This is a genomic window from Nonomuraea sp. CX421 (genome assembly GCF_059358955.1).
Genome location: NZ_JCADBK010000004.1, coordinates 381,052 through 407,327, shown reverse-complemented (window position 1 = coordinate 407,327; position 26,276 = coordinate 381,052). Strand labels below are relative to the sequence as shown.

At 69.8% G+C, this 26,276-nt stretch carries 21 protein-coding genes and 1 other RNA gene; 13 read left to right on the top strand and 9 right to left on the bottom strand.

The features are described 5' to 3' along the window. Positions 1-25 precede the first annotated feature (25 nt). The 4 genes from AC5L3X_RS10610 to AC5L3X_RS10595 form a co-directional block, all read right to left on the bottom strand. Positions 26-1,522, bottom strand: a complete 1,497-nt coding sequence (locus AC5L3X_RS10610) for a ferredoxin (RefSeq protein WP_494856670.1) — start codon at positions 1,520-1,522, stop codon at positions 26-28. 28 nt (positions 1,523-1,550) lie between these two features. After that, positions 1,551-2,330: a hypothetical protein gene (locus AC5L3X_RS10605; RefSeq protein ID WP_494856669.1), complete on the bottom strand. Its 780-nt coding sequence runs from the start codon at positions 2,328-2,330 to the stop codon at positions 1,551-1,553. A 263-nt stretch (positions 2,331-2,593) separates the two neighbouring features. Next, entirely contained in the window at positions 2,594-4,051 is a 1,458-nt protein-coding gene (locus AC5L3X_RS10600; RefSeq protein WP_494856667.1) for a DUF1996 domain-containing protein, read from the bottom strand. Then, positions 4,048-4,692: a DUF4142 domain-containing protein gene (locus AC5L3X_RS10595; protein WP_189126705.1), complete on the bottom strand. Its 645-nt coding sequence runs from the start codon at positions 4,690-4,692 to the stop codon at positions 4,048-4,050. Before AC5L3X_RS10595 ends, AC5L3X_RS10600 begins: the two co-directional genes overlap by 4 nt. A 108-nt stretch (positions 4,693-4,800) precedes the next feature. On the opposite strand from AC5L3X_RS10595, the gene AC5L3X_RS10590 reads away from it, so the two are divergent. The 4 genes from AC5L3X_RS10590 to AC5L3X_RS10575 all read left to right on the top strand — a co-directional run bounded on the left by AC5L3X_RS10590 (position 4,801) and on the right by AC5L3X_RS10575 (position 11,374). Beyond that, complete coding sequence (locus AC5L3X_RS10590; RefSeq protein WP_494856665.1) at positions 4,801-5,355, top strand: sigma-70 family RNA polymerase sigma factor; 555 nt, start codon at positions 4,801-4,803, stop codon at positions 5,353-5,355. Beyond that, the gene (locus AC5L3X_RS10585) at positions 5,355-5,552 is read left to right on the top strand and encodes a zf-HC2 domain-containing protein (RefSeq protein ID WP_494856663.1); all 198 of its coding nucleotides are present in this window, start codon (positions 5,355-5,357) and stop codon (positions 5,550-5,552) included. Before AC5L3X_RS10590 ends, AC5L3X_RS10585 begins: the two co-directional genes overlap by 1 nt. Positions 5,553-5,636: 84 nt before the next feature. Continuing rightward, positions 5,637-6,449 (top strand): tryptophan 2,3-dioxygenase, encoded by an 813-nt coding sequence (locus AC5L3X_RS10580; protein ID WP_494856662.1) that lies wholly within the window; start codon positions 5,637-5,639, stop codon positions 6,447-6,449. A 38-nt stretch (positions 6,450-6,487) separates the two neighbouring features. Then, on the top strand, positions 6,488-11,374 hold the full coding sequence (locus AC5L3X_RS10575; protein ID WP_494856660.1) for an NAD-glutamate dehydrogenase: 4,887 nt from the start codon (positions 6,488-6,490) through the stop codon (positions 11,372-11,374). Between the two features lie 46 nt (positions 11,375-11,420). Here AC5L3X_RS10575 and AC5L3X_RS10570 read toward each other — a convergent pair whose 3' ends face one another. After that, on the bottom strand, positions 11,421-12,209 hold the full coding sequence (locus AC5L3X_RS10570) for an NAD(P)-dependent oxidoreductase (protein ID WP_494856659.1): 789 nt from the start codon (positions 12,207-12,209) through the stop codon (positions 11,421-11,423). Positions 12,210-12,444: 235 nt separating this feature from the next. Here AC5L3X_RS10570 and AC5L3X_RS10565 point away from each other — a divergent pair, with 235 nt between their 5' ends. Next, positions 12,445-13,374, top strand: coding sequence for a DUF6282 family protein (locus AC5L3X_RS10565; RefSeq protein ID WP_494856657.1), 930 nt, complete (start codon positions 12,445-12,447; stop codon positions 13,372-13,374). 12 nt (positions 13,375-13,386) lie between these two features. Here AC5L3X_RS10565 and AC5L3X_RS10560 read toward each other — a convergent pair whose 3' ends face one another. Beyond that, positions 13,387-14,394, bottom strand: coding sequence for a DUF8094 domain-containing protein (locus tag AC5L3X_RS10560; protein ID WP_494856656.1), 1,008 nt, complete (start codon positions 14,392-14,394; stop codon positions 13,387-13,389). A 47-nt stretch (positions 14,395-14,441) separates the two neighbouring features. Between AC5L3X_RS10560 and prfB the strand changes: the two genes are divergently transcribed. Then, the gene (gene prfB, locus AC5L3X_RS10555; RefSeq protein WP_494856654.1) at positions 14,442-15,557 is read left to right on the top strand and encodes a peptide chain release factor 2; all 1,116 of its coding nucleotides are present in this window, start codon (positions 14,442-14,444) and stop codon (positions 15,555-15,557) included. A 3-nt stretch (positions 15,558-15,560) separates the two neighbouring features. Here the strand turns inward: prfB and AC5L3X_RS10550 are convergent, their stop codons facing one another. Beyond that, the gene (locus AC5L3X_RS10550; protein WP_189124782.1) at positions 15,561-15,752 is read right to left on the bottom strand and encodes a hypothetical protein; all 192 of its coding nucleotides are present in this window, start codon (positions 15,750-15,752) and stop codon (positions 15,561-15,563) included. A gap of 203 nt (positions 15,753-15,955) precedes the next feature. On the opposite strand from AC5L3X_RS10550, the gene ftsE reads away from it, so the two are divergent. The 5 genes from ftsE (at position 15,956) to ssrA (ending at position 20,589) form a co-directional block, all read left to right on the top strand. After that, positions 15,956-16,645: a cell division ATP-binding protein FtsE gene (ftsE, locus tag AC5L3X_RS10545; RefSeq protein ID WP_189124781.1), complete on the top strand. Its 690-nt coding sequence runs from the start codon at positions 15,956-15,958 to the stop codon at positions 16,643-16,645. 18 nt (positions 16,646-16,663) lie between these two features. After that, positions 16,664-17,569 (top strand): permease-like cell division protein FtsX, encoded by a 906-nt coding sequence (gene ftsX, locus AC5L3X_RS10540; RefSeq protein ID WP_189124780.1) that lies wholly within the window; start codon positions 16,664-16,666, stop codon positions 17,567-17,569. A 23-nt stretch (positions 17,570-17,592) separates the two neighbouring features. Beyond that, on the top strand, positions 17,593-18,060 hold the full coding sequence (gene smpB / locus AC5L3X_RS10535) for an SsrA-binding protein SmpB (RefSeq protein ID WP_189124779.1): 468 nt from the start codon (positions 17,593-17,595) through the stop codon (positions 18,058-18,060). Continuing rightward, complete coding sequence (locus tag AC5L3X_RS10530) at positions 18,057-19,916, top strand: penicillin-binding transpeptidase domain-containing protein (RefSeq protein ID WP_189124778.1); 1,860 nt, start codon at positions 18,057-18,059, stop codon at positions 19,914-19,916. Before smpB ends, AC5L3X_RS10530 begins: the two co-directional genes overlap by 4 nt. A 289-nt stretch (positions 19,917-20,205) precedes the next feature. Beyond that, positions 20,206-20,589: a transfer-messenger RNA gene (gene ssrA, locus AC5L3X_RS10525) on the top strand. Positions 20,590-20,732: 143 nt separating this feature from the next. On the opposite strand, the gene AC5L3X_RS10520 is transcribed toward ssrA, so the two are convergent. Further along, complete coding sequence (locus tag AC5L3X_RS10520; RefSeq protein ID WP_494856651.1) at positions 20,733-21,875, bottom strand: hypothetical protein; 1,143 nt, start codon at positions 21,873-21,875, stop codon at positions 20,733-20,735. A 132-nt stretch (positions 21,876-22,007) separates the two neighbouring features. Then, the gene (locus AC5L3X_RS10515) at positions 22,008-23,558 is read right to left on the bottom strand and encodes an alpha/beta hydrolase (protein ID WP_494856649.1); all 1,551 of its coding nucleotides are present in this window, start codon (positions 23,556-23,558) and stop codon (positions 22,008-22,010) included. Positions 23,559-23,796: 238 nt separating this feature from the next. Here AC5L3X_RS10515 and AC5L3X_RS10510 point away from each other — a divergent pair, with 238 nt between their 5' ends. Together AC5L3X_RS10510 and AC5L3X_RS10505 are read left to right on the top strand one after the other, a co-directional pair. Next, on the top strand, positions 23,797-24,360 hold the full coding sequence (locus AC5L3X_RS10510; protein WP_494856647.1) for a nitroreductase family protein: 564 nt from the start codon (positions 23,797-23,799) through the stop codon (positions 24,358-24,360). Between the two features lie 64 nt (positions 24,361-24,424). Then, entirely contained in the window at positions 24,425-26,275 is a 1,851-nt protein-coding gene (locus tag AC5L3X_RS10505) for a serine/threonine-protein kinase (RefSeq protein WP_494856645.1), read from the top strand. Position 26,276: the final 1 nt, after the last annotated feature.

The window sequence follows — 26,276 nt, the reverse complement described above, 5'->3', positions numbered from 1 at the left end:
GGCCCGGCCCGCCCAGCGGCGGTGGTCAGCCCGTCTTCGCCATCACGGCCTCGCCCAGGCGAAGGGCCAGCGCGGGGCACATGTCGACCGCCCGCCGTGCCTCCTTGACCATCCAGCCGGGCACGGTGTTGAAGGACGGGAAGCCGTAGTCGTCCAGGGTGACGAACTCCGGCAGCAGGTGCGCGCACAGGCCGTGGCCCTGGCAGCGGGTCCAGTCGACCTCCAGGCGATACTCCGGCTCCTCCTCCCGCTCGGGCAGCGGCAGCACGCCGCGCACCGGCCTGCCGCACGACCCGTAGTCGCGGTGCAGCGCGATGTCGGCCTCGAACGCCTCCAACGCCGACAGCACGAACCTGGCCGTGCCGTCCGGATGGAAGCAGGCGCCGCGACGCTCGACGGCCCGGACGGAACGCCGGATGGCGTCCTGCGAGCCGCTGCCGTCGGTGAGCGCGAGCATCTGCCGGGCGATGTCCGGCAGGCCGAGCCGGCACGGCCCGCACTGACCGGACGACTGCGCGGCCAGGTAGGCGGTGACCCGGGCCGCCTCACCCAGCGGGCAGGTGTTCGCCCCGAGCGGCACCACGATCCCGGCGCCCAGCTCGCCGCCGGCCTTCTTCATGCCCTCGCGCGAGATCACCGCCGAGACGGCCGTCTCCGGGCTCAGGAACGCGCCGTGATAGCCGCCGATCAGCACGCCGTCGCCGGGCTCCGCGTCGCACAGGTCGAGCACGTCGGCCAGCATGGTGCCGGTCGGCGCCTCCACGATCGCGTTGGTCGCGGCACCGCCGCTCACGCTGAGCAGCACGGTGCCGGGCTCCCTGCTCGTGCCGACCTCGGCGTACTTCTGCGGTCCCAGCTCGGCGAGCAGGGCGAGCTGCGCGTACGTCTCGGTGTTGGACAGCAGCGTCGGCAGCCCGTTCACGCCGCTCGTGCTGGCGCGGCGCTTGCGGCCGGGAGGCACCGCCTCCTCGCCGTTCACGGCGCGGACGAGCGCGCCGCCCTCGCCGGAGATGAACCTCTCCTGCAGGCCGACCACCCGGATCCGGAGGTGGCTCTCCTTGGCGCCCGCGACGTTGGCGGCCCGCCGTTCGGCCACAGCGGCGGAGATCGACGCCTCGGCCAACTCGCCCGCGACGGTCGCGACGACCACCTCGCGGGCGTTCAGCGCCTCGGCCGCGAGGATCGCGCCGTCGAGCACCTGGTGCGGGGTGCGGACGAGCAGCATGGCGTCCTTCGAGCTGGCCGGCTCGCCCTCGGCGCCGTTGACCAGCACCACGCTCTCCTTGGCGCCGGCCGCGTCGGCCACCGCCCGCAGCTTGCGGCCGAACGGGAACGCCGCCCCGCCTCTGCCGCGCATGTCCACCTCGTTGACCAGGGCGATGAGGGTGCCGACGTCCTGCGCGACGGGCTGGCCGTGCAGGGTGCGGTGGGCGGGCAGGTCCAGCCGCCGGGTGTGGTCGAGCCCGGCGGTCAGCCGGGCGGGACCCAGGCGTAAGACGCTCGGTGCCTTGTGCGGGATCATGTCTGTTCCTGGATGTCGAGGTGGAGGGTCAACCCGCCTCCCGGAACTTGCGCCGGGCGGCGTCGAGGCTCACTGGAGCATTGATCTCTTCCGGGCGTTCGATCGGCGAGTCGTCGACCTCGAGCAGATCGACGGGCTCCGGCATGGCGGGCGGCCTGCGCAGCGTGGCGAGCACGCGGACGAGCAGGGCCGAGCCGACCGCCACCAGGCACGCCACGTACGACCAGGTCACCCAGCCCGCGGCCGGCCTGCCTGCGGTCAGGCCGTGCAGGATCGCCACCGGCCAGGCGAGGTAGGACCCGGCGTGCAGGATCCGCCAGACCCAGGGTCTGCCCGTGACGGCGAACCGCCCGCGGACGACGCCCGTGATGATGATCAGAACCATCATGTCGGCGGCCAGCGTGCCGAACCCGATCCAGATCCCCGCCACCGGGAGCACGGCCGCGGCCGGCGGCACGTGCCCGAGACTGATCATGAGCGTCACGTGCGTGGCGAGGTACGCCAGGCCGATCGCGGCGGTGGCCCGGTGCGCGAGTTGCGCCCGGACCCGGTTGGCGGGGGAGAGAAAGACCTTCTCGGTGGTGAGCAGGCCGAGCGCGACTGTCGCGGTCAGCAGCACGAGCGCGAACACGCCCGCGTAGAACTCGAGGAAACCCACTCCGCGGCCGAGCAGCGACATACCGCTGTTGGTCAAGGTCAGCGCGAACGCCGACAACAGCAGGGCCGCGATCGAGGCGCTCACCCCGAGCCGGACGTTGCGCCTGTCCAGCTTCGTCGGGGCGTGCAGGGGGTGTCGTCTGTGGAGCATCGGTTTCGTTTCCCTCCAAGGTCGGGTGAGGGTGCGACTCGGGAGGGTCGGGGCTGGTCTCGCTCCGCGCCCGACCGGCTTCGCCCGTCCGGTCCCGCCTGCCGGACCGCCGCCTCCGGCGAGCCGTCGGGCCGGGCCCCTCGGGACGGGGGCCCGGCCGTCTCGGCCGAGCCCAGGGGGGCGGGCTCGGGCGCCGGTGCGGCGGGAGGGTGGTGTGGGCAGGCGGGACCGGTGCGGTTCGGGGGAAGGGGCCTGGCCAAATATCAGCAGCGGCGGCCCCTGTTGATGCAGTTGACCACGAAGGACATCAGCCTGTCGGGCATGACGTTGGCGAAGTCGGCGTGGTCGGTGACCGGGTTGTGAAGTTGTTCGGGGAATGCGTCCAGGGCGTATGACGGACCCTGGGGCACCGTGTAGGTGAGTGTCATCCGGAGTTGCGGAACCGCTCTGGTGCCCTGCGGGCAGGCGCCACCCTCGCCTGGGAAGACGATGTGCGTGCGGTGGTTGGCGCTGTCGGTGTTCTGACCGTCCCAGCAACTGGGGAAGTCCAGAATACGGGCGACCTGGCTGCCGCGCGGGCAGAGCGGGTATTTGGTAGTAATCCGGTTGTTGAAGCCGGTGCACGTCCACGCGGCGCGGGCGTTGGCCCCGCCGTTCGTGGCGGCCTTGGCGTCACCGGTGATGATCCGCAGGAACCTCGGCATCGCGCTCACCCGGCTGGTCGCGTTGCCCCTGAACTGGAGCGTCACGGAGCGGGGCCGGAGCACCTGGCCGACGTTGCCGTCCGGGTCCTCGGTGTTGACGTCCACCTTGCGGTCGCGCAGCACCGGCCAGAAGTAGGTCGACCTGTCGCCGAGCCGGCAGGTGGTGCCGGCGGCGGCCAGGCTCTCGTCGGTCGAGAACGCGTCCGTCGACAGGTTGCCCACGTAGTCGTGCAGGTGGTGCGCCCCGTTGCTCACGCCGGGGGCGACGATGAAGTTGTCCGGGTTGTTGTGCCCGTTGCGGTTGGTGCCGCAGGACGAGACGAACGTGCCCCGGGAGCCGTTCCGGCCGCGGCGGCTGTCGAGCTGGTTGGACGGCGGGACCTGGCGGATGTCGATGAAGTCGGTCACGAACGGGCCGAGGTCGGCGCACTCGTTGTGCTCCTCGTCCTCGCCGGGGTCGGTCGGGGACGGTGACGAGGTGGCGGTCCGCGTCGGCTGTCCGGTGGGCTGTCCGGTGGGCTGCCGGCTGGCTGTCGGGCTCGGCGTCGGCGTGTTCCGCCGGCGGGAGAACGGCTGCGCGGACTCGGCCGGCGCCTGCTCCTGCGCCTCCTCCTCGGGCTGCGGGGCGGGTTCGAGGGCGCCGCCGCCCGAATCCTGCTGCCCGGTGTTCTCCTGACCCGTGTTCTCCTGACCCGTGTTCTCCTGACCCGTGTTCTCCTGACCCGTGTTCTCCTGACCCGTGTTCTGCTGCTGGTCGTCCTGCTGTCGCTGGTCGCCACCGTCCTGGCCGTCGGGTGCCTGGCTGGACTGGTCGTCCTGGCCGTCCGGAGCCTGCGTCTCCTGCCCGCGCCGCTGCTGTTGCCGCTGCTGGGACTGCGTGGGCGAGGCGGTGGCCTCGGCCGGGTCGCAGTGATCCGCAAGTGCCGGACCGACGCCGATGACGGCCGCGGACACCAGCCCGCCGGCCACGACGGCCAGGGCGGACACGGCCGCGGCCATGCGTCTGGAACTGCTCATGGTTGTCTCCTAGGATCGACCGCCGCGGGGGCGGGTGGAGTGGCCGATGGAGTCGGGGGCTCGGGGAGCTGGTCGTAGTCGACCAGCCCGGTCGACTCGAGCAGCGTCATGTGTTTCATGACGACGTTCACCGCGTGCTGGCTGAACTTCCTGATCTCGCTGTTGCGGGTGCCCGCTCGTACGCCCGCGACGACGGAGAAGACCTTGCCGTGGGCGGCACGCAGCAGGTTGGCGAAGTCCCGGTCGAAGGCGGGGCCGCTCTCGGCGGCCAGTTGGGCCATCCAGCTCTGCTGTTCAGGGCTGGGCTCGTCCGGCAGGGCCACGCCGAGCCGGGCGGCGTACTGGCGGGTGACCGCGTCCAGTTTGGTGTGGTCCTCCACCAGATGCTCCCCGACCTCCTTGACCCGCTGGGACTCCGCGCGCTCCGCGGTCCATCGGCCGACGGGGATCTCCCACAGGCCCGCCTGGCGTACCTTGACCAGGAGGTCGTGGTCCGCCGGCCCGAGCGGGCCGGAGGGCAGCACCGTCCACTGCGCGGACACGGGTGTGGTCATGGGGGGCATGACCAGCAGGATCGCGACCGCGGCCGCCACGGCGAAGGCGCCGAACATGAGGACTTCGCCCCGCAAAAGCCTGTGCATGATCGGAGGTACGCGGTTTTCTCCGGGCCGGTTCACTCATCAACCGGAATAGTCAGAAATGACTGGAGTTATCGGAGTGGCTACCGGACTGATAACGAAGGTGTAAAGATGTGCCCCGTGCTAGGTCACCTCGACGGCAGATTCGAGAGTGCGGATGCTGAGGCTGAGCATCGCATCACGGCGCTCTACCAGGAGTTCGGCGGCCCTCTGCTGCGCCACGTACGCAAGTCGACCGGAAACGATCTGCAATGGGCGGAAGACGTCGTACAGGAGACGATCGTCAGAGCCTGGCGTAACTCGGCAAGACTGCAATGGGAACCGGGCCTCATCTGGGCGTGGCTGCTGACCGTGGCCCGCCGCATTGTGATCGACGGACGTCGACGCAAGAGTGTTCGTCCTCATGAGGTCGAGCCACCGGAAGTCGACATGCTCGCGGTCCCAGACGGGTCAGACCGTGCGTTATCGGCGATGGTTGTCGCCGACGCACTACGCAATCTGTCAGAAGAACACCGCGAAGTCATTGAACAGACCTACCTCCGGGACCGTACGATAAGTGAAGCGGCGGAGATTCTGGGGATCCCGCCGGGCACGGTGAAGTCCAGGCTCTACTACGGGATCAGGGCTCTGCGCGTGCTTCTGCAAGACAAGGGGGTAGCCGGGTAATGCACGAAGGGGTGGCGGCCTACGTTCTCGGCGTCCTCGACGAGGGCGAGCACGAGGCGTTCGAGCGTCACCTCGACACGTGCACCTCCTGCCAGGCCGAGCTCAAGGAGCTGGTCGACGTTCCCGGTCGGCTCGACGAGCTCAGGCACATTTCCTCCGCCTCCGAAGACGATCCTCCGATGTCCATGTCGCGTTGACGTATCTGCCCTTTTCGGGTGGTATCGGTACTGCAACGCGTTCGCCCGGTCAACGACGACCGGGCGAGGTGGGGGAGGTGTTCGGTGGGGTCCAAGCCTGATGCGGCCATCCCTTCCGACCCCTCCGACCGGCGGTTCGGTGAGGAAGGCGGCCGCCTGTCCTACGGCGAATACCTCAGTCTGCCCGGCCTGCTCTCCCAGCAGCTGCCGCAGTCCGAGGCGCCGGACGAGCTGCTCTTCATCACCATCCACCAGGTCTACGAGCTCTGGTTCAAGCTCCTGCTCCACGAGCTGGAGTCCGCCCGCGACGCCATGTTCGCGGGGGAGCTCTGGCGGGCCAGGCACCTGTTCCGCCGGGTGCACACGGTGGAGAGGGTGCTGATCGAGCAGGTCGACGTCCTGGAGACGATGACCCCGCAGGACTTCCTGGAGTTCCGCGCGAAGCTGGCCCCGGCCAGCGGGTTCCAGTCGGTGCAGTTCCGGGAGCTGGAGTTCCTGTCCGGCCTCAAGGATCACCGCTATCTCGGACGGCTGCGGGACGCCACGGACGACGAACTCGCCAGGCTGCGCCGTCGCCTGGATGAACCCACATTGTGGGATGCTTATCTCACCGCCCTCTCCCAGCGTGGCCTGCCGGTCTCAGACGACGAGATCATGGGCTCGCTGCTGTCCGTGGCGAGGGACCGCGGGTCGTACGACGACCTGTGGCAACTGGCCGAAGACCTGCTGACGCACGACGAGACCGCCGCCCAGTGGCGGACGCGACACGTGCGGATGGTCGAACGGCAGATCGGCACCAAATCCGGCACCGGCGGCTCGACGGGCGCCCCCTACCTGCACGGTAGGACCGGCCTGCACTACTTCCCGCAGCTGTGGGAACTAAGAGCCTGCCTATGAACATGTATGGCAAACCCTCACAAAGGAGTGAGAGCGAAATGCCGCTCGACGAGGCCAAGGACGAGCTGCTCCAGAGAGTCGCGCAGCAGTGCGCGGCCGGCAGCGACCATGTGAGCCCCGAGGAAGCGCTGTCCTTCTTGCGGATCTACTACCGTCACGTCGCCCCCGACGACCTGTTCGATCGCGACCCGGTCGACGTGTACGGTCCAGCGATGTCGCAGCGGCAGCTCGCCGAGGTGCGTCCGCAGGGCCGAGCGGTGATCCGGGCCTTCACCCCCACCCTGGAGGACAACGGCTGGGACCCGGGGCGGTCGGTGGTGGAGGTCGTCACCGACGACATGCCGTTCCTCGTCGACTCGGTGACGATGGAGCTCGACCGGCAGGGCATCGGCACCTACCTGGTGGTGCACCCCCAGATGCGGGTCAACCGCGACATGACGGGCCGGGCGCTCGGGCGCGGCCAGGAGGACGTCACCGGTCAGCTGCTGGTCGAGTCGTGGATGCACATCGAGATCGACAAGCAGTCCGACCCCGGCGTGCTCACGTCGCTGGAGGCCGACCTGCAGCGGGTCCTGGCCGACGTGCGCCACGCGGTCGAGGACTTCGCCAAGATGCGTACCCAGGCCGTGCAGACCGCCGAGGACCTGTCGGTCAACCCGCCGCCGCTGGAGCCGGCCGAGGTCGAGGACAGCCTCCACCTGCTGCGCTGGCTCGCCGACGGGCACTTCACCTTCCTCGGCTACCGCGAGTACCGGCTGGAGGCCACCGAGCAGGGCGACGCGCTGCGCGCGGTGCCCGGGGCCGCGCTCGGCATCCTGCGCGACGACAAGATCGGCTCGTCCAGCTTCTCCGTGCTGCCGCCCGAGGTGCGCGCCAAGGCCCGCGAGAAGCGCCTGCTGATCATCACCAAGGCCAACTCCCGGGCCACCGTCCACCGCGCCGCCTACCTCGACTACATCGGGGTCAAGCTGTTCTCGCCCGACGGCGAGGTGGTCGGCGAGCGCCGCTTCCTCGGCCTGTTCACGCACGTGGCCTACAACGAGTCGATCACCCGGATCCCGGTGCTCCGGCGCAAGCTGGGCGACGTGCTGGAGCTGGCCGGGCTGGCGGCCGAGAGCCACGACGGCAAGGATCTGATGGAGATCCTGGAGACGTTCCCGCGCGACGAGCTGTTCCAGACCTCGGTCGAGCAACTGCTGCCGATCGCGCTCGGCGTGCTGCGGCTGCGCGAGCGCAAGCAGGTCAAGCTGTTCCTGCGCCGCGACGACTACGGCCGCTTCATCTCCTGCCTGATCTACCTGCCGCGCGACCGCTACACCACGCAGGTCCGGCTGCGCATGCAGGAGGTGCTGCTCAAGGCGCTGGGCGGCGCCACGCTCGACTACAGCGCGATGGTCGGCGAGTCGGCCCTGGCCCGGCTGCACGTAGTCGTGCGCGGCGAGCGGGGCAAGCAGCTGCCCCAGCCCAAGGTCGACGTCGAGGAGCTGGAGGCGCGGCTGGCCGCGATCACCCGCTCGTGGGGCGACGACCTGGCCACGGCGCTGACCGAGATGGCCTCCGAGGAGGAGGCCCCGGTGCTCATCAAGCGCTACCAGTCGGCCTTCCCTGAGGGGTACAAGGCCGACTTCCCGCCCAAGGTGGCCGTGGCCGACCTGCGCCGCCTGGAGCGCCTGTCCGGCGCACCCGACGACGAGATCGAGCTCAACCTGTACGAGCCGTACGACGCCGCAGAGGGGGAGCGGCGGCTGAAGGTCTACAAGGTGGGCTCACCCATCTCGCTGTCGAAGGCGCTGCCGCTGATCCAGCGGCTCGGCGTGGAGGTCGTGGACGAGCGGCCCTACGAGATCGACACGGACAACGACCCCGCCACCCGGAACGCCTGGATCTACGACTTCGGGCTGCGGTTCACGCCGTCGGCCGAGGTCGACCGGAACGACCTCAAGCGGCTCTTCCAGGACGGGCTCACGGCGCTGTGGAAGGGCGAGGTCGAGGCCGACAACTTCAACGCGCTCATCCTGCGCGCCGGGCTCACCTGGGAGCAGGTCGAGATCCTGCGGGTCTACGCCAAGTATCTCCGCCAGGCCGGCACCACCTTCTCGCAGCGCTACATGGAACGCGTACTGCTCGGCAACGTGCGGCTGGCCCGGCTGCTGGTGCGGCTCTTCGAGGCGCGGCTGGACCCCCGGCGCTCCGACGACGTGCGCGCCGACCTGGTCGAGGCGCTGCACGAGGAGATCCTGGGCGCGCTCGACGCGGTCGCCTCGCTGGACGAGGACCGGATCCTGCGGGCCTACCTGGAGATGATCCAGGCGACGCTGCGCACCAACTACTTCCAGAGCGCCGACGAGACCGCTCCTTCTCGCCGTAAGCCGTACATCTCCCTGAAGTTCGACCCGCAGGCGATCAGCGTGCTGCCGCTGCCGCGGCCGAAGTACGAGATCTTCGTGTACTCGCCGCGGGTCGAGGGCGTGCACCTGCGCTTCGGCAACGTGGCCCGGGGCGGGCTGCGGTGGTCGGACCGGATGGAGGACTTCCGGACGGAGATTCTGGGCCTGGTCAAAGCGCAGATGGTGAAAAATACCGTCATCGTGCCCACTGGGTCTAAAGGTGGATTTGTCGTCAAGCGTCCGCCGAAGTCCGGTTCGCGGGAGGACCTGCTGGCCGAGGGCGTCGCCTGCTACCGGATGTTCATCTCCGGCCTGCTCGACGTCACGGACAACCTGGTCGACGGCAAGGTCTCGCCGCCGCCCGACGTCGTACGGCACGACGGCGACGACCCCTACCTGGTGGTCGCCGCCGACAAGGGCACCGCGACGTTCTCCGACATCGCCAACGCCGTGGCCAAGGAGTACGGCTTCTGGCTCGGCGACGCCTTCGCCTCCGGCGGTTCGATCGGCTACGACCACAAGGCCATGGGCATCACCGCCCGGGGCGCCTGGGAGTCGGTCAAGTACCACTTCCGCACGATGGGCGTCGACGTGCAGAACACCGACTTCACCGTGGTCGGCGTCGGTGACATGTCGGGAGACGTGTTCGGCAACGGCATGCTGCTGTCCCAGCACATCCGGCTGGTGGCCGCCTTCGACCACCGGCACATCTTCGTCGACCCCACGCCCGACGCGGCCCGCTCCTACGCCGAGCGGCAGCGGCTGTTCGAGCTGCCCCGCAGCTCCTGGCTCGACTACTCCGACAAGCTCATCTCGGCGGGCGGCGGCGTCTTCCCGCGTACGGCCAAGTCCATCTCCATCACGCCGCAGATGCGCGAGGTGCTCGACCTGCCGGCGGGCGTCGCCTCGATGGCGCCGGGCGACCTGATCAGCGCCATCCTGCGGGCGCCCGTCGACCTGCTGTGGAACGGCGGCATCGGCACCTACGTCAAGGCCGGCGTCGAGTCCAACACCGACGTGGGCGACAAGGGCAACGACGGGCTCCGGGTCGACGCCGGAGAGCTGCGCTGCAAGGTCGTCGGCGAGGGCGGCAACCTGGGCCTCACCCAGCTGGCCCGGATCGAGTTCGCCCGCGACGGCGGCCTGATCAACACCGACTTCATCGACAACTCGGCCGGCGTCGACACCTCCGACCACGAGGTGAACATCAAGATCCTGCTCGACCAGGTCCTGCGCGACGGCGAGCTGACCGACAAGCAGCGCAACCAGCTCTTCACCTCGATGACCGGCGAGGTCGCCGACCTCGTGCTGCGCGACAACTACGCGCAGAACGTGGTGCTGGCCGCGGCCAGCACCCAGGCCGTGGAGATGCTCCACATCCACTCCCGCTACCTGCGCAAGCTGGAACGCGACGAGCTGCTCAACCGCGAGCTGGAGTTCCTGCCGTCCGACAAGACGCTGGCCGAACGGCGCCAGGCCAGGCTCGGCCTGACCCAGCCCGAGTTCGCCGTGCTGCTGGCCTACACGAAGCTGGGGCTCGACGCCGACCTGCTCGGCTCCGACCTGCCCGACGACCCCTACCTGGCCTCCTGGCTGGTGTCATACTTCCCGTCGGCGCTGCGCGACCGGTTCCGGACGTACATGGACGCCCACCCGCTGCGCCGCGAGATCATCACCACCGGCGTGGTGAACGAGCTGGTCAACTCGATGGGCACCACGTTCATGTTCCGCTTCGCGGAGGAGACCGGCGCCTCGGCGCCCGACATCGTCCGCGCCTACCTGGTCGCCCGCGAGGTGTTCGACTTGCCCGGCTTCTACCGCCAGGTCGAGGCCCTGGACAACCAGATCGACACCGACACGCAGATCGCCATGCTGCTGGAGGGCCGCAAGCTGGCCGAGCGCGGCACCCGCTGGCTGCTCATCAACCGGCGTCCGCCGCTCGACCTCGCGGGCTCGGTCGGCTTCTTCGTCAAGGGCGTGGACGGTCTGCTCGCGCACATGCCGAAGCTGCTGGCCGGCCCCGACCTGACGGCCTTCGAGGATCGCCGCGACTCGTTCGTCGCCAGGGGAGTGCCGATCGAACTGGCCGAGCGGGTGGCGGCCATGGTGCCCGCCTACTCCACCTTCGACCTGGTGGAGATCTCGTCGCTGACGAGCCGGCCGGTCAACGAGGTGGCGGAGGTCTACTTCGACCTCGCCGAACGCCTGCAGCTGGCCCGGCTCAGGGAGCGCGTCATCGCGCTGCCCCGCGACAACCGGTGGAACTCGATGGCCCGATCGGCCCTGCGCGACGACCTCTACGCGGCCCACGCCTCGCTCACCCGGGACGTGCTGACCCACAGCACCCCCGGCCTGTCGCCGGAGGACCGCCTGGCCCACTGGACCGAGGGCAACGCGGCGGCGGTCAGGCGCTCGCGGCAGACGCTGTCGGAGATCTGGGAGAGCGACACCTTCGACCTGGCCACCCTGTCGGTCGCGCTGCGCGCGATCCGCACCCTGGTCGCGGCCAGTACGCTGCCTCCCCACACGGAGGCCTGACACCTCGTCCGGTACGGCGAGGCGTCGCGGCGGTGACCCCCACAGGTCACCGCCGCGCGTCGATCCGGGACAGCAGATCCTGGGTGGCCCGGCTGATCAGCGGGGCGACCCCCAGGTCGTCGAGCATGTCGGCGGCGGCCCGCATCTCGGCGGTGCGGCGCACGGCATGGCGATGAGTGCCCTCCACCAGCCGGCGCACGGTGCCGGCGTCAGCCCGGGTCAGCTCGTCGGCGATGTTGTCGCGGAGCCAGTCCTCGCAGCCGGCGGCGCGCGCCGCGGCCAGTGCCTCGATCACCGCGGCGGCCAGGCCCTTGAAGAACACGCTGCGCAGCAGCTTGCGCTCGGCCGCCAGCCCGGCGGGACCGTCGAGCACGTCGACCAAGGCACCGAGCGGGGTGAGCAGTCCGGCGTAGCGCCGCGCGCCGGCGCCGGAGACGAGCATCGGGGTGCGCAGCCCGCGTCCCGGCACGGGAGTCATCAGGGAGACGTCGGCGAAGCCGATGCCCCGCTCGGTGGCGATGCCGTCCAGCTCCCGCTTGACCTGCGGGGACGCGGTGTTGAGATCGGCCCACAGGGTGCCGGGGGCGCAGCCGTCGAGGCCCGCGCGCAGGGCGCCGGCCGACGCTGCGGAGCTGTTGACGCTCAGGACCAGGTCGCTACCGCGCGCGGCCTCCGCCTCGCCGGCTGCCTCGGTCACGCCCGGGGGCGCCGGCACGGCCGGGTCGTAGCCGCGTACCGAGGCGCCGGCGGCCACGAGGTCGATCGCGATGGCGCTGCCCGCCTCGCCCAGGCCGAGCACCGCGACGCGAGGGCGGCCGTTCACTTCGAGACTCAAGATCCGTTTCCTCTGGTCTTCGGCTACGGGAATGTAGCACCAGATTGGTGACAATATCGCTGACGTCTGGCCGCCAGAGGAGGCGGTCCGACGCAGTCGGGATGCCCAGGACGAGGGCGAGGAGCCGAGGGCGACGGGCCGCGGGCGGCGAACGGGTAGATGATCCCGGGCTTGACGCCGGCAGCCAAGATCGTTAACACTTCATTGCCCTTTATGTCGACAATCAGAGGTGGGCATGGCCGGCCAGCCGACGCCTTCCCGGCGGGCTCGCGAACTTGTGGCGGGCGCGTACGACATCCACATCCACGTCGCGCCCGACGTGATGCGCCGGCGCATCGACGACCTGTCCCTGGCTCCCCGGTTCGCCGAGACCGGTCTGGCCGGGTTCGTGCTCAAGTCCCACTACGTACCGACGGCCGAGCGGGCCGCGGTGGTGCGCGCCGCCGTGCCCGGCTTCGACGCGGTCGGCGCGATCACCCTGAACGGATCGGTCGGCGGCATGAACCCGGTCGCGGTGGAGTTGGCCGCCCGGAGCGGCGCTCGCGTCGTCTGGCTGCCGACCGTCGACAGCGCCAACCAGCGGGAGTGCGCCGCCCACGACCCCGAAGGAGCCCGGCCCCCGATGTGGGCGCGGCTCCAGGAGGAACTGCGGGCCGATGGGCTGGCGGCCGACCCGGTCGACGTCGTGGGCCCGGACGGCGGCGTGCTCGACCACACCCGGCAGGTGCTCCGGGTGATCGCCAAGCACGACCTGACCCTGGCCACCGGCCACGTCAGCTCGGCGGAGAGCGAGGCCGTGGTCGACGCCGCCGTCGAGGAGGGGGTGCGCCGGATGGTGATCACGCACCCTGAGTTCACCTCGCAGCGGATGGAGCCGGAGCGGCAGCGCCGGCTGGCCGCCAAGGGCGCGCTGCTCGAACGCTGCTTCACCACCCCGCACACCGGCAAGATCAGTTGGGAGACCTGGCTGCGCACCATCCGCGCCGTCGGTCCCCGGCACTCCGTCCTGTCCAGCGACCTCGGCCAGCCGTTCAACCCGCCGGTGGAGGACGGCCTGGCGCTGCTCGCCGACCGCCTGCTCGCCGCGGGGTTCACCGACGAGGAGATCCACGTCATGGCGGTGCGCAACTCGCGATGGCTGGCCGGCGCCGACGACCGCGCGTGAACCGCGGGCCGGTCACTCCCCGGAGGCGCGGGTCAGGGTGCCGTCGTGGGCGATGACCCGCGCGGCGGCCGGGGCCGACGAGGGGGGCACGGACGTGGCGTACTGGTGGGTCTCGGTGAGCCTGAGCGTGCGCCGCACCACGTGGGCGTCGACCGCCCACCGGGCGTTTTCGGGCACCGGGATGTAGTCGTCCTCGGCCGTCTTGGTGGTCGTGGTCGTGTTGCGCGACAGGGAATACTGGATCAGCGCCCCGCCGCCCTCGGTGCGCAGGGCGTAGACGGGATAGTCGTTGCCGCTGAAGATCGAGTCGTAGCTGAACCCGTCGGCCTTGGCCCGGTCGCGCTCCACGGTGATCTCCTCGGCGAGGTCCGTGGTGTAGGGGCCCGAGGCGATCAGACCCGCCGCGCCGGTGGCCCCGGTCTCCGCCACGGTGGCGTGCAGCGGCCCCATGTACTGAGGGCTGATCGTGACGCTCCTGTCGCCAGGGGCCACCACGGCCGCGTAGCCCTCGGCGTCGAGCGCGATCACCGGAGCCTTCTGCCCCGGCAGCAGCCGCGTCGCCGAGCTGAGCCGCCAGTCGCCGGACTTGGCGAAGGTCAGCAGCGTGGGCCGGTCGTCGCGGGTGACCAGCACGGTGAACCAGGGGGCGGCCTCACCCGCGCCGAACCGCGGCACGTAGAAGGTCGGAGACCCCCACCGGTAGCGGGGCGGCTTGTTGCCGGTGGACTTGAAGGCGGCCTCGGTCAGCTTGGCCTCGGCGTCGCGGTTGATCTCCAGGGCCAGCCGCAGGTCGCCGCCGGCCCGCAGCAGGTCGTCGGTGGCGACGAAGGTGGCGAAGGCCTCGGCGGCCTGGGCCCGCGTGACGGCGGGGGGCTGCGGCGCGGGCGTGGCGGGCCCGCTCGCGGCCGTCGTCGCCGCCGCCTCGGAAGGAGCGGGCGGCGAGGAGGCGGAGCAGGCGGTCGCCCCGGCCAGCAGGACGGCGGCGAGCGCCAGCGCCTTCCGCCGACCTTGTGTACGCACCTCGCCATGTTATTCGGGCGGGCGAGGGTCGCGTACCCTTGGGAGACGTGGCAGTCATCGATCCGGCAGAAGAGATCAACGAGCTCGCGGGCACCCTCCGGAGCATCCAGGACGTCCTCGACCTCGACGCGATGCGCAAGCAGATCGAAGAGCTGGAGCAGCAGGTTGCCGCCCCCGATCTGTGGGACGACCCCGACCAGGCCCAGAAGGTCACCAGCAAGCTGTCCCACCTCCAGGGGGAGCTCAACAGGGTCGACGGCCTGGTCCGCCGGCTCGACGACCTCGGCGTCCTCTACCAGCTCGCGGCCGAGGAGGGCGACGACGACACCAAGGCCGAGGCCGACAAGGAGCTCTCCTCGCTCCGTTCCGACATCGGCGCGCTCGAGGTCCGCACTTTGCTGTCCGGCGAGTACGACTCCCGCGAGGCGCTGCTGACGATCAACTCCCAGGCCGGCGGGGTCGACGCCGCCGACTGGGCCGAGATGCTGCTGCGGATGTATCTCCGCTGGGCCGAGCGCAAGGGCTACTCCACCGAGGTCTACGACACCTCCTACGCCGAGGAGGCCGGCATCAAGTCGGCCACCTTCACGATCAAGGCCCCCTACGCCTACGGCACGCTCCGCGGCGAGCACGGCACCCACCGGCTGGTCCGCATCAGCCCGTTCGACAACCAGGGCCGCCGCCAGACCTCGTTCGCGGGCGTCGACGTGGTGCCGGTCGTCGAGCAGACCGACCACATCGACATCAACGAGGACGAGATCCGCGTTGACGTCTACCGTTCGTCCGGCCCCGGCGGCCAGGGCGTCAACACGACCGACTCGGCGGTGCGCATCACCCACCTGCCGACCAACATCGTGGTCTCCTGCCAGAACGAGCGCTCGCAGTTGCAGAACCGCGCCTCGGCGATGGCCGTGCTGCAGGCCAAGCTGCTGGAGCGCAAGCGCCAGGAGGAGGCCGAGAAGATGTCGGAGCTGCGCGGCGCCAGCACGACGTCATGGGGCACGCAGATCCGCAACTACGTGCTGCACCCCTACCAGATCGTGAAGGACCTGCGCACGGGCACGGAGGCGGGCAACCCGACGGCCGTCCTCGACGGCGACATCGACGACTTCATCGAGTCGGAGATCCGCTGGATGCGTCGCCAGGAGTCAGAGACCGCCTGAAGGTCAGAGACCGCTCAGGTGCTTGAGCGCCAGGGTCAGGAAGAGCAGGACGACCAGCAGCAGGATGATCAGCGCGGGTGACAGCCCGCCGAATCCGTGGTGGTGCATCCGCTCGCGATTGGCTCGGCAGAGGGCGCAGCGGCCCTCGATGACCGGGTGGGCACACTGCGCGCATACGAGGTGTTCGCAACTCATGTCAGCCCCAAGTCTAGCCGCACAATCGTTTTGTTTCCGTTATGGACGTTCCATGCCAGTCTTCCCCCTAGACTGTCCTCTGGCCAATCGGAACGTCGATCTTTGGTAAAGAGAGACGTCCCCGATGGGCGAGCGGCGGGAAGTGGGCATGTGCCACCCTCGCTTCCGTCTCGACCTCTAGACTGGCATGCCGTGATGCTCTCGTGATCCATTTCGATAATGTCACCAAGGTCTACACGAACCAGAACCGGCCCGCGCTCGACCACGTCTCCGTCGACGTGGACAAGGGCGAGTTCGTGTTCCTCGTCGGCTCTTCGGGGTCAGGGAAGTCCACTTTCCTGCGCCTGATCCTCAAGGAGGAGCGGCCCAACTCCGGTGCGATCCACGTCGCCGGCAAGGACCTGGCCCGCCTCTCCAACTTCAAGGTGCCTCACCTGCGCCGCCGCATCGGCTGCGTGTTCCAGGACTTCAGGCTGCTCCCGAACAAGAACGTCTACGAGAACGTGGCGTTCGCGCTCGAGGTCATCGGAAAGCCGCGGCGGTTCATCCGCAAGGTGGTGCCCGAGGTCATCGAGCTGGTCGGCCTGGAAGGCAAGGCCCACCGGATGCCCGACGAGCTGTCCGGCGGCGAGCAGCAGCGCGTCGCCATGGCCCGCGCGTTCGTCAACCGGCCGATGATCCTGTTGGCCGACGAGCCGACGGGCAACATCGACCCCGCGACGAGCATCGGCATCATGAAGGTGCTCGACCGGATCAACAGGACTGGCACCACGGTCGTCATGGCCACGCACGACGCGGCCATCGTCGACTCCATGCGCAAGCGCGTCGTGGAGCTGGAGGACGGCAAGATCGTCCGTGACCAGTCGCGTGGCGTTTACGGCCAGGCGTACTGACAGGAGTAGCAGGCAGAAATGCGGGCGAATTTCATCTTCTCCGAGGTCTGGATCGGCCTCCGGCGCAACCTGACCATGACGATCGCGGTGATCATCACCGTGGCGGTCGGCATGGCGATGCTCGGCGTCGGCCTGATGATCAACACTCAGGTCTCGATGATGAAGGACTTCTGGTACGACAAGGTCGAGGTCTCGGTCTTCTTGTGCAACAAGGGTTCCGCCATCCCTGCCTGCAAGGGCAAGGCGATCACCGCCGAGCAGACCAAGGCCCTCCAGGCCCAGATCCAGCAGACCCCCGGGGTCAAGGAGGTCTTCTACGAGGACCAGGCCCAGGCGTACAAGAACTTCCAGCAGTCCTACGCCTCCAACAAGGCGCTCGTCGACGCCACCAAGGTCGAGGACATGCCGACGTCGTTCCGGGTCAAGCTGTCCGACCCCGACAACTACCAGCCGGTGGTCGCGGCGGTGGAGGGCAAGCCCGGCGTCTCGCAGGTGACCAACCAGAAGGACCTGATCGGCAACTTCTTCAGCATGCTCGACACGCTCCGCTGGGCCGCCCTGGTGGTGGCGGGTGTCCTGGTTTTGGCCGCGGCGCTGCTGATCGGCAACACCGTCCGGCTGTCGGCCTACAACCGGCGCCGCGAGACCGGCATCATGCGGCTGGTGGGGGCGTCCAACCTCTACATCCAGTTGCCCTTCGTGATGGAGGGCATGATCGCCGGCCTGATCGGTGGCGTGGTGGCCGCGGTCTTCCTGATCATGGCGAAGGTGCTCATCTTCGAGGAGGTGGCCCGCTACCTCGCGATCGGCAGCCAGCTGGGCTGGGACTCCGTTGCCACGGTCATCATGGGCACTTTGGGGATCGGCGTCGTGATCTGTGTGCTCGCGTCCTTTATCACGCTTCGCCGTTACCTCAGGGTCTAGCGGAACGCCGGTAAGGTCGAGTCATGCCACGTGAGACCGGGCGGAAAGTCATCGCCCAGAACAAGCGTGCCCGGCACGACTACCACGTCGAGGACACCTTCGAGGCGGGTCTGGTGCTGCAGGGCACTGAGGTCAAGTCCCTGCGTGAGGGCCGGGCCTCGCTCGCCGACGGCTACGCCACCATCGAGGGTGGCGAAGCGTGGCTGCTCAACGTCCACATCCCCGAATACACCCAGGGGACGTGGACCAACCACGCCGCCCGGCGCAAGCGCAAGCTTCTCCTGCACAAGAAGGAGATCGACAAGCTGGCCGCCAAGACCAAGGAGGGCGGGCTGACGATCATCCCGCTCCTGCTCTACTTCAAGGACGGCAGGGCCAAGGTCGAGATCGGCATCGCCCGAGGCAAGAAAGACTGGGACAAACGGCAGACACTGGCCGAGCAGCAGGCCAAGCGGGAGATGGCCCGGGCGCTGCGGCACCGTAGCCGATGAGCCGAGCTCGCCGTACTCTCAGCGCGACCGTCACGCTGGCGCTCGCGTGCACCACTCTGACCGGGTGCTTCGACGAGTCGTCGCCGCACGACGCGGTGCGCGACTTCCTCGTTGGGTGGCAGTCCGAGGACTACGACCTGGCCGCCGGCCGCACCGACGGCGAGCGGGCGGCGGTGCGCAAGGCACTGGCCAACGCCAAGCTGGAGCTCGACGCGGCGTCGTTCCGCTTCAAGATCAAGAGCGTGAGCATCGACGGCGACGAGTCACGGGCCGACTTCAGCGCCGAGGTCGACCTCGGCGAGAACAACCCGCTCTGGGTCTTCGACTCGGTGCTCCCGCTGCACCTGGTCGATGGCAGGTGGAAGGTGCGCTGGTCGCCCTCGGTGCTGCATCCGCAGCTGAAGGAGGGCCAGCGGTTCGCCGTCGACACCAAGCCCACCCGGCGCCAGCCGGTGGTCGACCGAAACGGCGCCTCGCTGCAGCGCCCCCAGTTCCTCTACGTGGCAGGTGTCATCCCGTCGCAGCTCGGCGACAAGGACGAAGAGGTGGTCAGGCGACTCTCGGCGATCACCGGGTTCGCCCAGGACCGTCTGCTGAGCCGGATCCGGTCGTCGCCGCCCAGTAAGTTCGTGGAGCTGGCCACGTTCGGGCGCACGCGCTACCTCGCGATGAAACCGAAGCTCGACACCATCAGCGAGATCACCACCCAGCGCCAGGAGCAGCTTTTCGCTCCCGACGCGCCGATGGAGATCGTCGGCAAGGTGAGCGCCCTCACCCCGGAGACCGAGCAGAAGCTCGGCGGCCCGCAGCGCGCCGGCGACTCCGTCGGGCAGAGCGGGCTCCAGCAGGCCTACCAGGACTACCTGACCGGGTCCACGCGGACCAGGGTGATCACCCTTGATCTGCGGACCGGCAAGGAGTCGGCCCTGCTGCAGGAGTGGCCCGGACGCGAGAACCTCTCGGTCAAGACCACGATCGACCGCGCGATCCAGGCCGCCGCCGAGTCAGCGGTCGACCAGGCCGAGGTCAGCGCCCTGGTGGCGGTCGACCGGTCCAACGGCGAGATCCGCGCCGTGGCGGCCAAGGGCCTGGACGAGGAGGACGACGGGCTGGCGGGCAAGTACCCGGCCGGCACCACCTTCTCCATCGTCGCCTCCGACGCGTTGATCAAGGCCGGGGTCAAGCCCACGCAGCGGCTGGCCTGCCCGGCCGAGCGCACCGTGGGCGGCGCCAGGTTCGCCGAGGCGGGCCAGGTGGGCGGCCCGTCTCCCACCTTCCAGGAGAACTTCGCCAAGGGCTGCGTCACCGCGCTGGCCTCGCTCGCGCGCCGGGTCGACGCGGCGGCGCTGGCCAAGAGCGCCAAGGCGTTCGGCATCGGGCAGTCCTGGCAGTTGCCGCTCCAGTCGTTCAGCGGCTCGCTGCCCAAGCTCGACAGCGACGCCGACAAGGCCAAGGCGATCTCCGGCCAGACCGTCCAGGTGAGCCCGCTGTCGATGGCGCTGGTCGCGGCCGCCGTCGCGTCCGGCACCTGGCGCCCGCCCGTGCTGGTGACCGAACCGAGCTCGCCCGACCCGACCGCGGAGATCGTCCCCGAGCCGCCGCCCCAGCCGGTCGCGCTCGACCCCAAGGTGCGCACCGCGCTGACCGCGATGATGCGCGCCGGGGCCGTCGGCACCCCCGCGCAGACCGGCAGCGGCCGGGTCTACGGGGTGGCCGCCCCGGCCGGCGACGAGGGCAGCAGGCAGGCGTGGTTCGTCGGGTGGCAGGGCGACGTCGCGATCGCCGTCCTGGCCCGCAACCACGATCCCGCTGCCGTGGCCGGCGACTTCTTCGCGACGCTGCACGACCCTTCGTGAAATCGTCGTCACGGTGAGCAACCGATCCGGGTGGCGCGGGCGTCTTACACAGTGACCGGGCCCGCTCGGGGGGTTGCGGACCCGGTCGCCGCGATGAGCCAGGACTTCATCTCGGGGGAAGTCCTGCCGTCCGGACCGGCTCGACCCTGCCGGTCGGCCCCCGGGAGCGTGTGCCTCGCGCCGCGCTCCCGGGGGTTCTGCCATGCCGGGAATCAAGTTGGCATCTCAGGCGTTAACCGGGGTATCGTCATGTTGCTCGGTTCTTCGGAACCGTGTTGACAACTGCACAGGGGGTGACTGGCTTCGACTTTGACTTTGCAAGTCAGGTGAAGCGGGCCGAGGACTGCGGACATAACCTCGTTAATCCTGTGACCGCAAACAACAAGTGCCAATTCTAAGCGCACTGTGGTCGGCCAGGGTTCCCTGGCCCTCGCTGCCTAAGTAGCGAAACCACTGTCAGCCCGGGAGTGCCTTCGGCCCGGTGTCTGGCATCGTTAGAAGGCTCAACCGAGCTACCCGGCCACGGGGGAGCTCGGGAAACCCAACAGTGGCTGAGCCCGTCGGTGACACGCCTGCGTGATCGCCGGGGCTGAGAAAAGCACAGCAGGCTGCGCCCGGAGAAGCCCTGCCTTGGAGTTGAAGGACGCGGGTTCGATTCCCGCCACCTCCACACGAGAAAACCGCCCTCTGCCTGCGGAGACATCGCAGGCAGAGGGCGGTTTTCGCTGTTTCAGGGTGCATCGTCGTCCCGTGTTCTGGAGGAGGCGTCAGCCCCTGACGGTGCCGCCGCCGCTCGGATGGCTCGTCACGTACGGCTCAGGGACGCCTGAACCCGGAGATCTCGCGGTCCCCTATGGTGGTCGGCCGGCTGGCGTCGGCCGCCCGATGCCAGGCGAGCGCTCCCGCGGCCGCCACCGGGATGAATTGCACGCAGGACAGGATCACCGAGGACAGCCGGGTGCCGAGGAACTCTGTGACGGGGCGCAGGGCGGGGTTGAACCGGGCCGCGATTCCGGCGCCTGCGATGGCGGCCAGGCTGACGCCGGAGAATGTCAGCGCGATGAGGTGGATACGGTTCAGGTCGCGAACCGTGTCGGACAGTGCGGCGGACAGGCGGTGTGTTCTCTCGGTGAGATGGTTGCCCGCGGCGATGAACTCGACCAGCCTCAGCTCGGCGGAGTTTTTGGCAAGCCCGTCCCAGGACGCGGCGATGGCCTCCCGTACGGCAAGGGTGTCGTGTCCGAAGATCTTTGCACAGTCGTAGGCGACGCTGTCCCAGCCCGCGATCGCGCGGTCGAGGTCCTCGTCTGAAGGGACGACCATGGAGATCCAGGCGAGTGCGGCGGCTGCCACCGTAGTGGAGAACGCCTTCGCGTACGTCAGGTTCCTCAGCGTGGCCTGGCTCCGCTCGGCGATCTTCGACGCCTCCAGCTGATAAGCCGAAGCGCCCCGCCACTGGTAGCGCTCCAGGCGCAGGTCATCGCTCTTAAGGGCCGGTCCCTGCTTCTTCTCCCACGCCACCCAGCTCCGGCCGATCAAGCTCGGCGCCACGAAGCTCAGGCCGATGGTGAACGACCACGGAGAGGACGGCATCCGATCGTCCACGTAGGGAGTGGGAACCGTGGCGGTAACCTGCTGGGATGTGTCCACGGCGGCGAGCACATTGTCTACGCTCCCGCTCTCAGCCGTGCTGTAGCCACGCTCGGTCGCCTCTAGGAGCCAGGTCAGGCGCTTGGCCTCCCTCCTGCCATGGGAAAGCTCTTGCTTGAGATCTTCCCAGGTGTTCATGAACTCGTGCCGGGCCGGCCACTCGCACGCCGCACTCAGGGCGGAGATGCCGAGCGAGACCTGTTGTGCCGCGTAATAGTCCACGCGGCCCAAATCTTCCGCCGCCGATCTCAGATATATCATCGCGGGCACAAAGTCGGCGCTCTCGAAGGCGAATCCGTCACGAGCCATTGTGATCATCCCATCGCGTGGCGATCGTCTCGTAAGTGTGATCACACGCTATCGGTCGGGGGAGTCTCGCTCAGACGGCGCAGTGACCGTCGTCGCAGCCGCCCGCCGCTTCCCGTGCCTACGCCGAGGTCGTCAGACCTTGGGGCAGACGGTGCCCTTCTTCGGCGGGACGCGGGTGATCAGGTAGCGGTCGACCGCGGTGTTCACGCAGCTCGACGGGCCTCCGTAGGCGGTGTGGCCGTCGCCGTCGAAGGTGAGCAGCACGCCCTTCGACAGCTGCGAGGCCAGCGACCTGGCCCAGGCGTACGGCGTGGCCGGGTCGCGTACGGTGCCGACCACCAGGATCGGGCCCGAGCCCCTGGCGTGCAGCGCCTTGGGCGTCGTCCTGCTCCTGACCGGCCAGTAGTCGCACGGGTTGGCGCTGGGCAGGCTCTGCTTGCCGGTCCTGGCGCGCTTGGAGGGGTGGTCGAGGCAGTTGATCGCGAGGCGGGCCTCGAAGTCGTTGGTGTAGGTGGCGTCCGGCCGCCGGTTGTTGCCCTGGTCGGAGAGCCACAGGAAGATCTCGCCGTCACCCTTGAACGCCTGGGCGAACGCCTTGCGCAGCAGGGGCCAGGACTCCTCGCTGTAGAGCGAGGTGAGGATGCCGTTGGTGACGATGGCCTCGTTGACCTGCCGGCCGTCCGCGTTGTTGCGCAGCGGCGCTCGATCCGTACGGCGGAGCAGGGCGTCGACCCGCTTGACGGACGGGCCGATCCGGTGCGTCCTGAACGGGCAGTCCTTCACCTTGAAGCAGTCCTTGAGGAACGACGTGAACGCCACGCCGAAGCCGCCGCCCTGCCCGGAGACCATCTCGGCCGACGACTTCGTCGGGTCGATCGCCCCGTCCAGCACCATGGCGCGCACCTTGGCAGGGAACAGGTCGGCGTAGGTCGCGCCGAGATAGGTGCCGTACGAGTAGCCAAGGTAGGTCAGGCGCGACTCGTCGAGGGCGGCCCTGAGCACGTCCATGTCACGGGCGGCGTCGGGGGTGCCCACGTGGGGCAGCAGCTTGCCCGAGTTGGCCTGGCAGCTCCGCGCGAACACGCGCTGCGCCAGGTCGAGCCGCTTCCGCTCGGCGCGCGTGTCGGGGGTGCCGTCCAGTGCGAAGTAGGCGTCGAACTGGGCGCTGGTGAAGCAGCGGACCGGCGCGGAGGCGCCCACGCCACGGGGATCGAAGCCGACGATGTCGAAGCGTGAGCGGATGCGGGCCGGGAAGACCGTTTTGGCGCTGGTCCTGGCGAACTGCACACCCGAGCTGCCGGGGCCGCCGGGGTTGACCAGCAGCGAGCCGAGCCGCTTGCCGCCGCGGGCGCGCAGCCGGGTGACCGCGATCTGGATCCCGGCGCCCGCCGGCTTGGCGTAGTCGAGCGGCACCTTGAGCTTCGCGCACTGGAAGCCGCCACCGCAGGCGGACCAGGCGAGCCGCTGGCCGTAGTAGGCGCTCAGGCCGGCGGGTCCGGTGGCCGTCCGGGCGTTGGCAGTCCAAGCGTTGGCTGTCTGGGCGGTGGCTGTCTGGGCGTTGGGTGTCTGGGTGGTGGCCGTCCGGGTGGTGGCCGTGTGGGCGTTGGCGGGCCCGGTGGCGAGGAGCCCCGCTGAAAGCAGTCCGATGATCAGGGGCGTGATGAGCCCCGCAAGGCGTCGCATGATCCTGTCCTCGTCTGGCGGCCGAGTGGATGCGGATGGTCTGGTCTTCTGATGGTTCGCCGGGCCGGTTGCGAGCGTCTTTAGAGCCGCTGGCGAGCCGCATGCAGGACACCACCCCCGTTTTCCGGCGCGCGGATGCGATCATCGCCTCATGACTCACCCATCGCTTGGCCCTGATGAGCTGCTCACGACCACCCGGAGCGTGCGGAAACGTCTTGATCTCAACCGTCCTGTTCCGATGGAGCTGGTACGGGAGTGTCTGGAGATCGCCCTGCAGGCACCGAGCGGCAGCAACCGCCAGGGCTGGCAGTGGATCGTGGTCACCGATCCCGGGATCCGCGCGAAGATCGGCGACTACTACCGCCGCTCGTTCGAGGTCTACTACCGCTCCGGCGGCTCGGCCGCGGCCCTGTTCGAGGACGACCCAGACCGTGCCGAGGTGCAGCGACGCGTCTCCGAGAGCGCGGCGTACCTGGGAGATCACATGGGCGAGGTGCCGGTGCTGTTGATCCCGTGCATCCAGGTGGGGTCGCGCGGGCTGCCCGAGGGCAACCAGGCGGGGCTCTGGGGCTCGTTGCTGCCGGCGGTGTGGAGTTACATGCTCGCCGCGCGGGCGCGCGGGCTGGGCACCGCGTGGACCACCCTGCACCTGGCCTACGAGCGCGAGGTGGCGGAGCTGCTGGGCATCCCCGACGACGTCCGGCAGGGGGCGCTCATCCCCACCGCCTACTACACGGGCGACAGCTTCCGGCCCGCTTCGCGCGTTCCGCTCGACGAGGTCCTCCATCTCGACGGGTGGTGACGTCCGGCCGGTACGAAGCCACTCGCTCATCCGGAAATATCGTGATCTGGCTAATGTGTCTGCGATGAGTGGAGAGCGGGTCATCGGCGGGTACGTGCTGCGGCGCGTCCTGGGGCGGGGCGGCATGGGTGAGGTGCACCTCGCCGCCACCCCGACCGGTGGCCTGGCCGCGGTCAAGCTGATCCATCCCGAGCTGGCCCGCGACCCCGCCTTCCGGCGCCGCTTCGAACGCGAGGTGGCCGCCGCCAGGCGCGTGGCCAGGTTCTGCACCGCTCCCGTTCTGGACGCCGGGATCGACGGTGACGTCGCCTACCTCGTCACCGAATACGTCAAGGGTCCCGACCTGGCGCGGGCCGTACGAGATCAGGGGCCGTTGTCCGGGTCCAACCTGGAAGCCCTGGCGGTGGGCATCGCGACCGCTCTCACCGCCATCCACGGCGCCGGGGTGATCCACCGGGACCTCAAGCCGTCGAACGTCCTGCTCTCACCCCTCGGGCCGCGTGTGATCGACTTCGGCATAGCGCAGCTCGTGGACGAGAGCCAGATCAGCCAGTCCATCCTGGGCACCCCCGCTTTTATGGCTCCCGAGCAGGTACGCGGTGAGCCGCTCAGCCCGGCCACCGACGTCTACGCCTGGGGCGGCGTGATCGCCTTCGCCGGCACGGGCCGGCTGCCGTTCGGCGGCGGCGCGCCGGGTGAGGTGCTGTATCGCATCGTCAACGAGGGGCCCGAACTGGACGGGCTCGACCACGGGCTGCGCGAGCTGGTCGAGCGGGCCCTGGCCAAACGGCCCGAGCTGCGGCCCACGGCCCAGCGGCTACTGGAGGCGCTGGTCGGCGGCGGCCACGCGCTCACCCCCGCCACGGCCACCCAGGTGGTCGAGCACACCTGGACCGGCCCCGCCACCCCGCCCGCGTCGGGCGCTCCGGTGTGGTCCGGCGCGGGTCGGCCTGATGGTCCGGTCGGGTTGGATGGTCCGGCTCGGTCTGGTGGTCTGGTCGGGTTGGATGGTCCGGGTCGGCCGGAGGTCCCGGCGTGGCCCCAGGTTTCCGTGCGGCCCGAAGGCGCGGGGCGGTCGGAGGCCCTGGTGCGGCCTGACGGTGCGGGTCGGCCGGAGGCCCTGATGCGGCCCGAGGGGTGGTCGGACAGGTGGTCGGATGGGGCAGGGGGTCGCCAGGGCGCGATGGACAGCACCCTGGCACACGGGCCTTCAGGGTCCGGTGGCGAGACGGGCGGAGGCGTCTCCGCCGTCCAGGGTGGTGGGACCGGGACCCGGCGGGCAGGCCGGCGGTGGTGGTACTGGGGGGTCGGCGTCGTGGTGGCGCTCGGTGTGGCCGGTGCCGTGGCGTTGTCGCAGGCCGGGCCGGAGAGCTGGCCGTACGAGGCCGACTTCGGTGACGGGTGGGCGGTCGGGACCTCGGAGGCGGGTGACGCGCGGCCGGTCGGGTCCGGCTACGTGCTGACCGTCAGGCCGGGATGGCGGCTGTGGAAGACGGCGCCGCGACTCGAGCCGGACGGGGTCGTGGTGGTGAGCGCGAAGGCGCGGCTGGAGCAGGGGGCCGGAGCGTACGGGGTGTGGTGCCGTGGGGCGGGCGCCGACGGGAGGTATGAGTTCGCGGTGAGCGGCGCCGGCCAGATCACGATCGCCAAGCGCCTCGGGGGGCAGGACCCCGTGATCCTGTACGGCCCCGAGAAGGCGCCGAAGGCGGACGCCGCCCGCGTCGTCGCCGAGTGCGGCCAGAGCGGTGGCAAGGCGAGGCTGCGGATGTGGCTGAACGAGGCGCTCGTCGCCGAGGCCACGGACCCCGGAACCCCGCTCGGCCGGGGCGAGTCCGGGGTCCACGCGGCGCCCGACGGCGCGGACGAGCTGCGCGTACGGTTCGAGTCGTTCGCCCTCCGGCCCGCGAAGGGGTAGT

Bases quoted from the DNA above. Each gene is read 5' to 3' on its own strand.
- AC5L3X_RS10610 (WP_494856670.1), bottom strand. From the start codon at position 1,522: ATGATCCCGCACAAGGCACCGAGCGTCTTACGCCTGGGTCCCGCCCGG.
- AC5L3X_RS10605 (WP_494856669.1), bottom strand. From the start codon at position 2,330: ATGCTCCACAGACGACACCCCCTGCACGCCCCGACGAAGCTGGACAGG.
- AC5L3X_RS10600 (WP_494856667.1), bottom strand. From the start codon at position 4,051: ATGAGCAGTTCCAGACGCATGGCCGCGGCCGTGTCCGCCCTGGCCGTC.
- AC5L3X_RS10595 (WP_189126705.1), bottom strand. From the start codon at position 4,692: ATGCACAGGCTTTTGCGGGGCGAAGTCCTCATGTTCGGCGCCTTCGCC.
- AC5L3X_RS10590 (WP_494856665.1), top strand. From the start codon at position 4,801: ATGTGCCCCGTGCTAGGTCACCTCGACGGCAGATTCGAGAGTGCGGAT.
- AC5L3X_RS10585 (WP_494856663.1), top strand. From the start codon at position 5,355: ATGCACGAAGGGGTGGCGGCCTACGTTCTCGGCGTCCTCGACGAGGGC.
- AC5L3X_RS10575 (WP_494856660.1), top strand. From the start codon at position 6,488: ATGCCGCTCGACGAGGCCAAGGACGAGCTGCTCCAGAGAGTCGCGCAG.
- AC5L3X_RS10565 (WP_494856657.1), top strand. From the start codon at position 12,445: ATGGCCGGCCAGCCGACGCCTTCCCGGCGGGCTCGCGAACTTGTGGCG.
- AC5L3X_RS10550 (WP_189124782.1), bottom strand. From the start codon at position 15,752: ATGAGTTGCGAACACCTCGTATGCGCGCAGTGTGCCCACCCGGTCATC.
- ftsX (WP_189124780.1), top strand. From the start codon at position 16,664: ATGCGGGCGAATTTCATCTTCTCCGAGGTCTGGATCGGCCTCCGGCGC.
- smpB (WP_189124779.1), top strand. From the start codon at position 17,593: ATGCCACGTGAGACCGGGCGGAAAGTCATCGCCCAGAACAAGCGTGCC.
- AC5L3X_RS10530 (WP_189124778.1), top strand. From the start codon at position 18,057: ATGAGCCGAGCTCGCCGTACTCTCAGCGCGACCGTCACGCTGGCGCTC.
- AC5L3X_RS10520 (WP_494856651.1), bottom strand. From the start codon at position 21,875: ATGGCTCGTGACGGATTCGCCTTCGAGAGCGCCGACTTTGTGCCCGCG.
- AC5L3X_RS10515 (WP_494856649.1), bottom strand. From the start codon at position 23,558: ATGCGACGCCTTGCGGGGCTCATCACGCCCCTGATCATCGGACTGCTT.
- AC5L3X_RS10510 (WP_494856647.1), top strand. From the start codon at position 23,797: ATGGAGCTGGTACGGGAGTGTCTGGAGATCGCCCTGCAGGCACCGAGC.
- AC5L3X_RS10505 (WP_494856645.1), top strand. From the start codon at position 24,425: ATGAGTGGAGAGCGGGTCATCGGCGGGTACGTGCTGCGGCGCGTCCTG.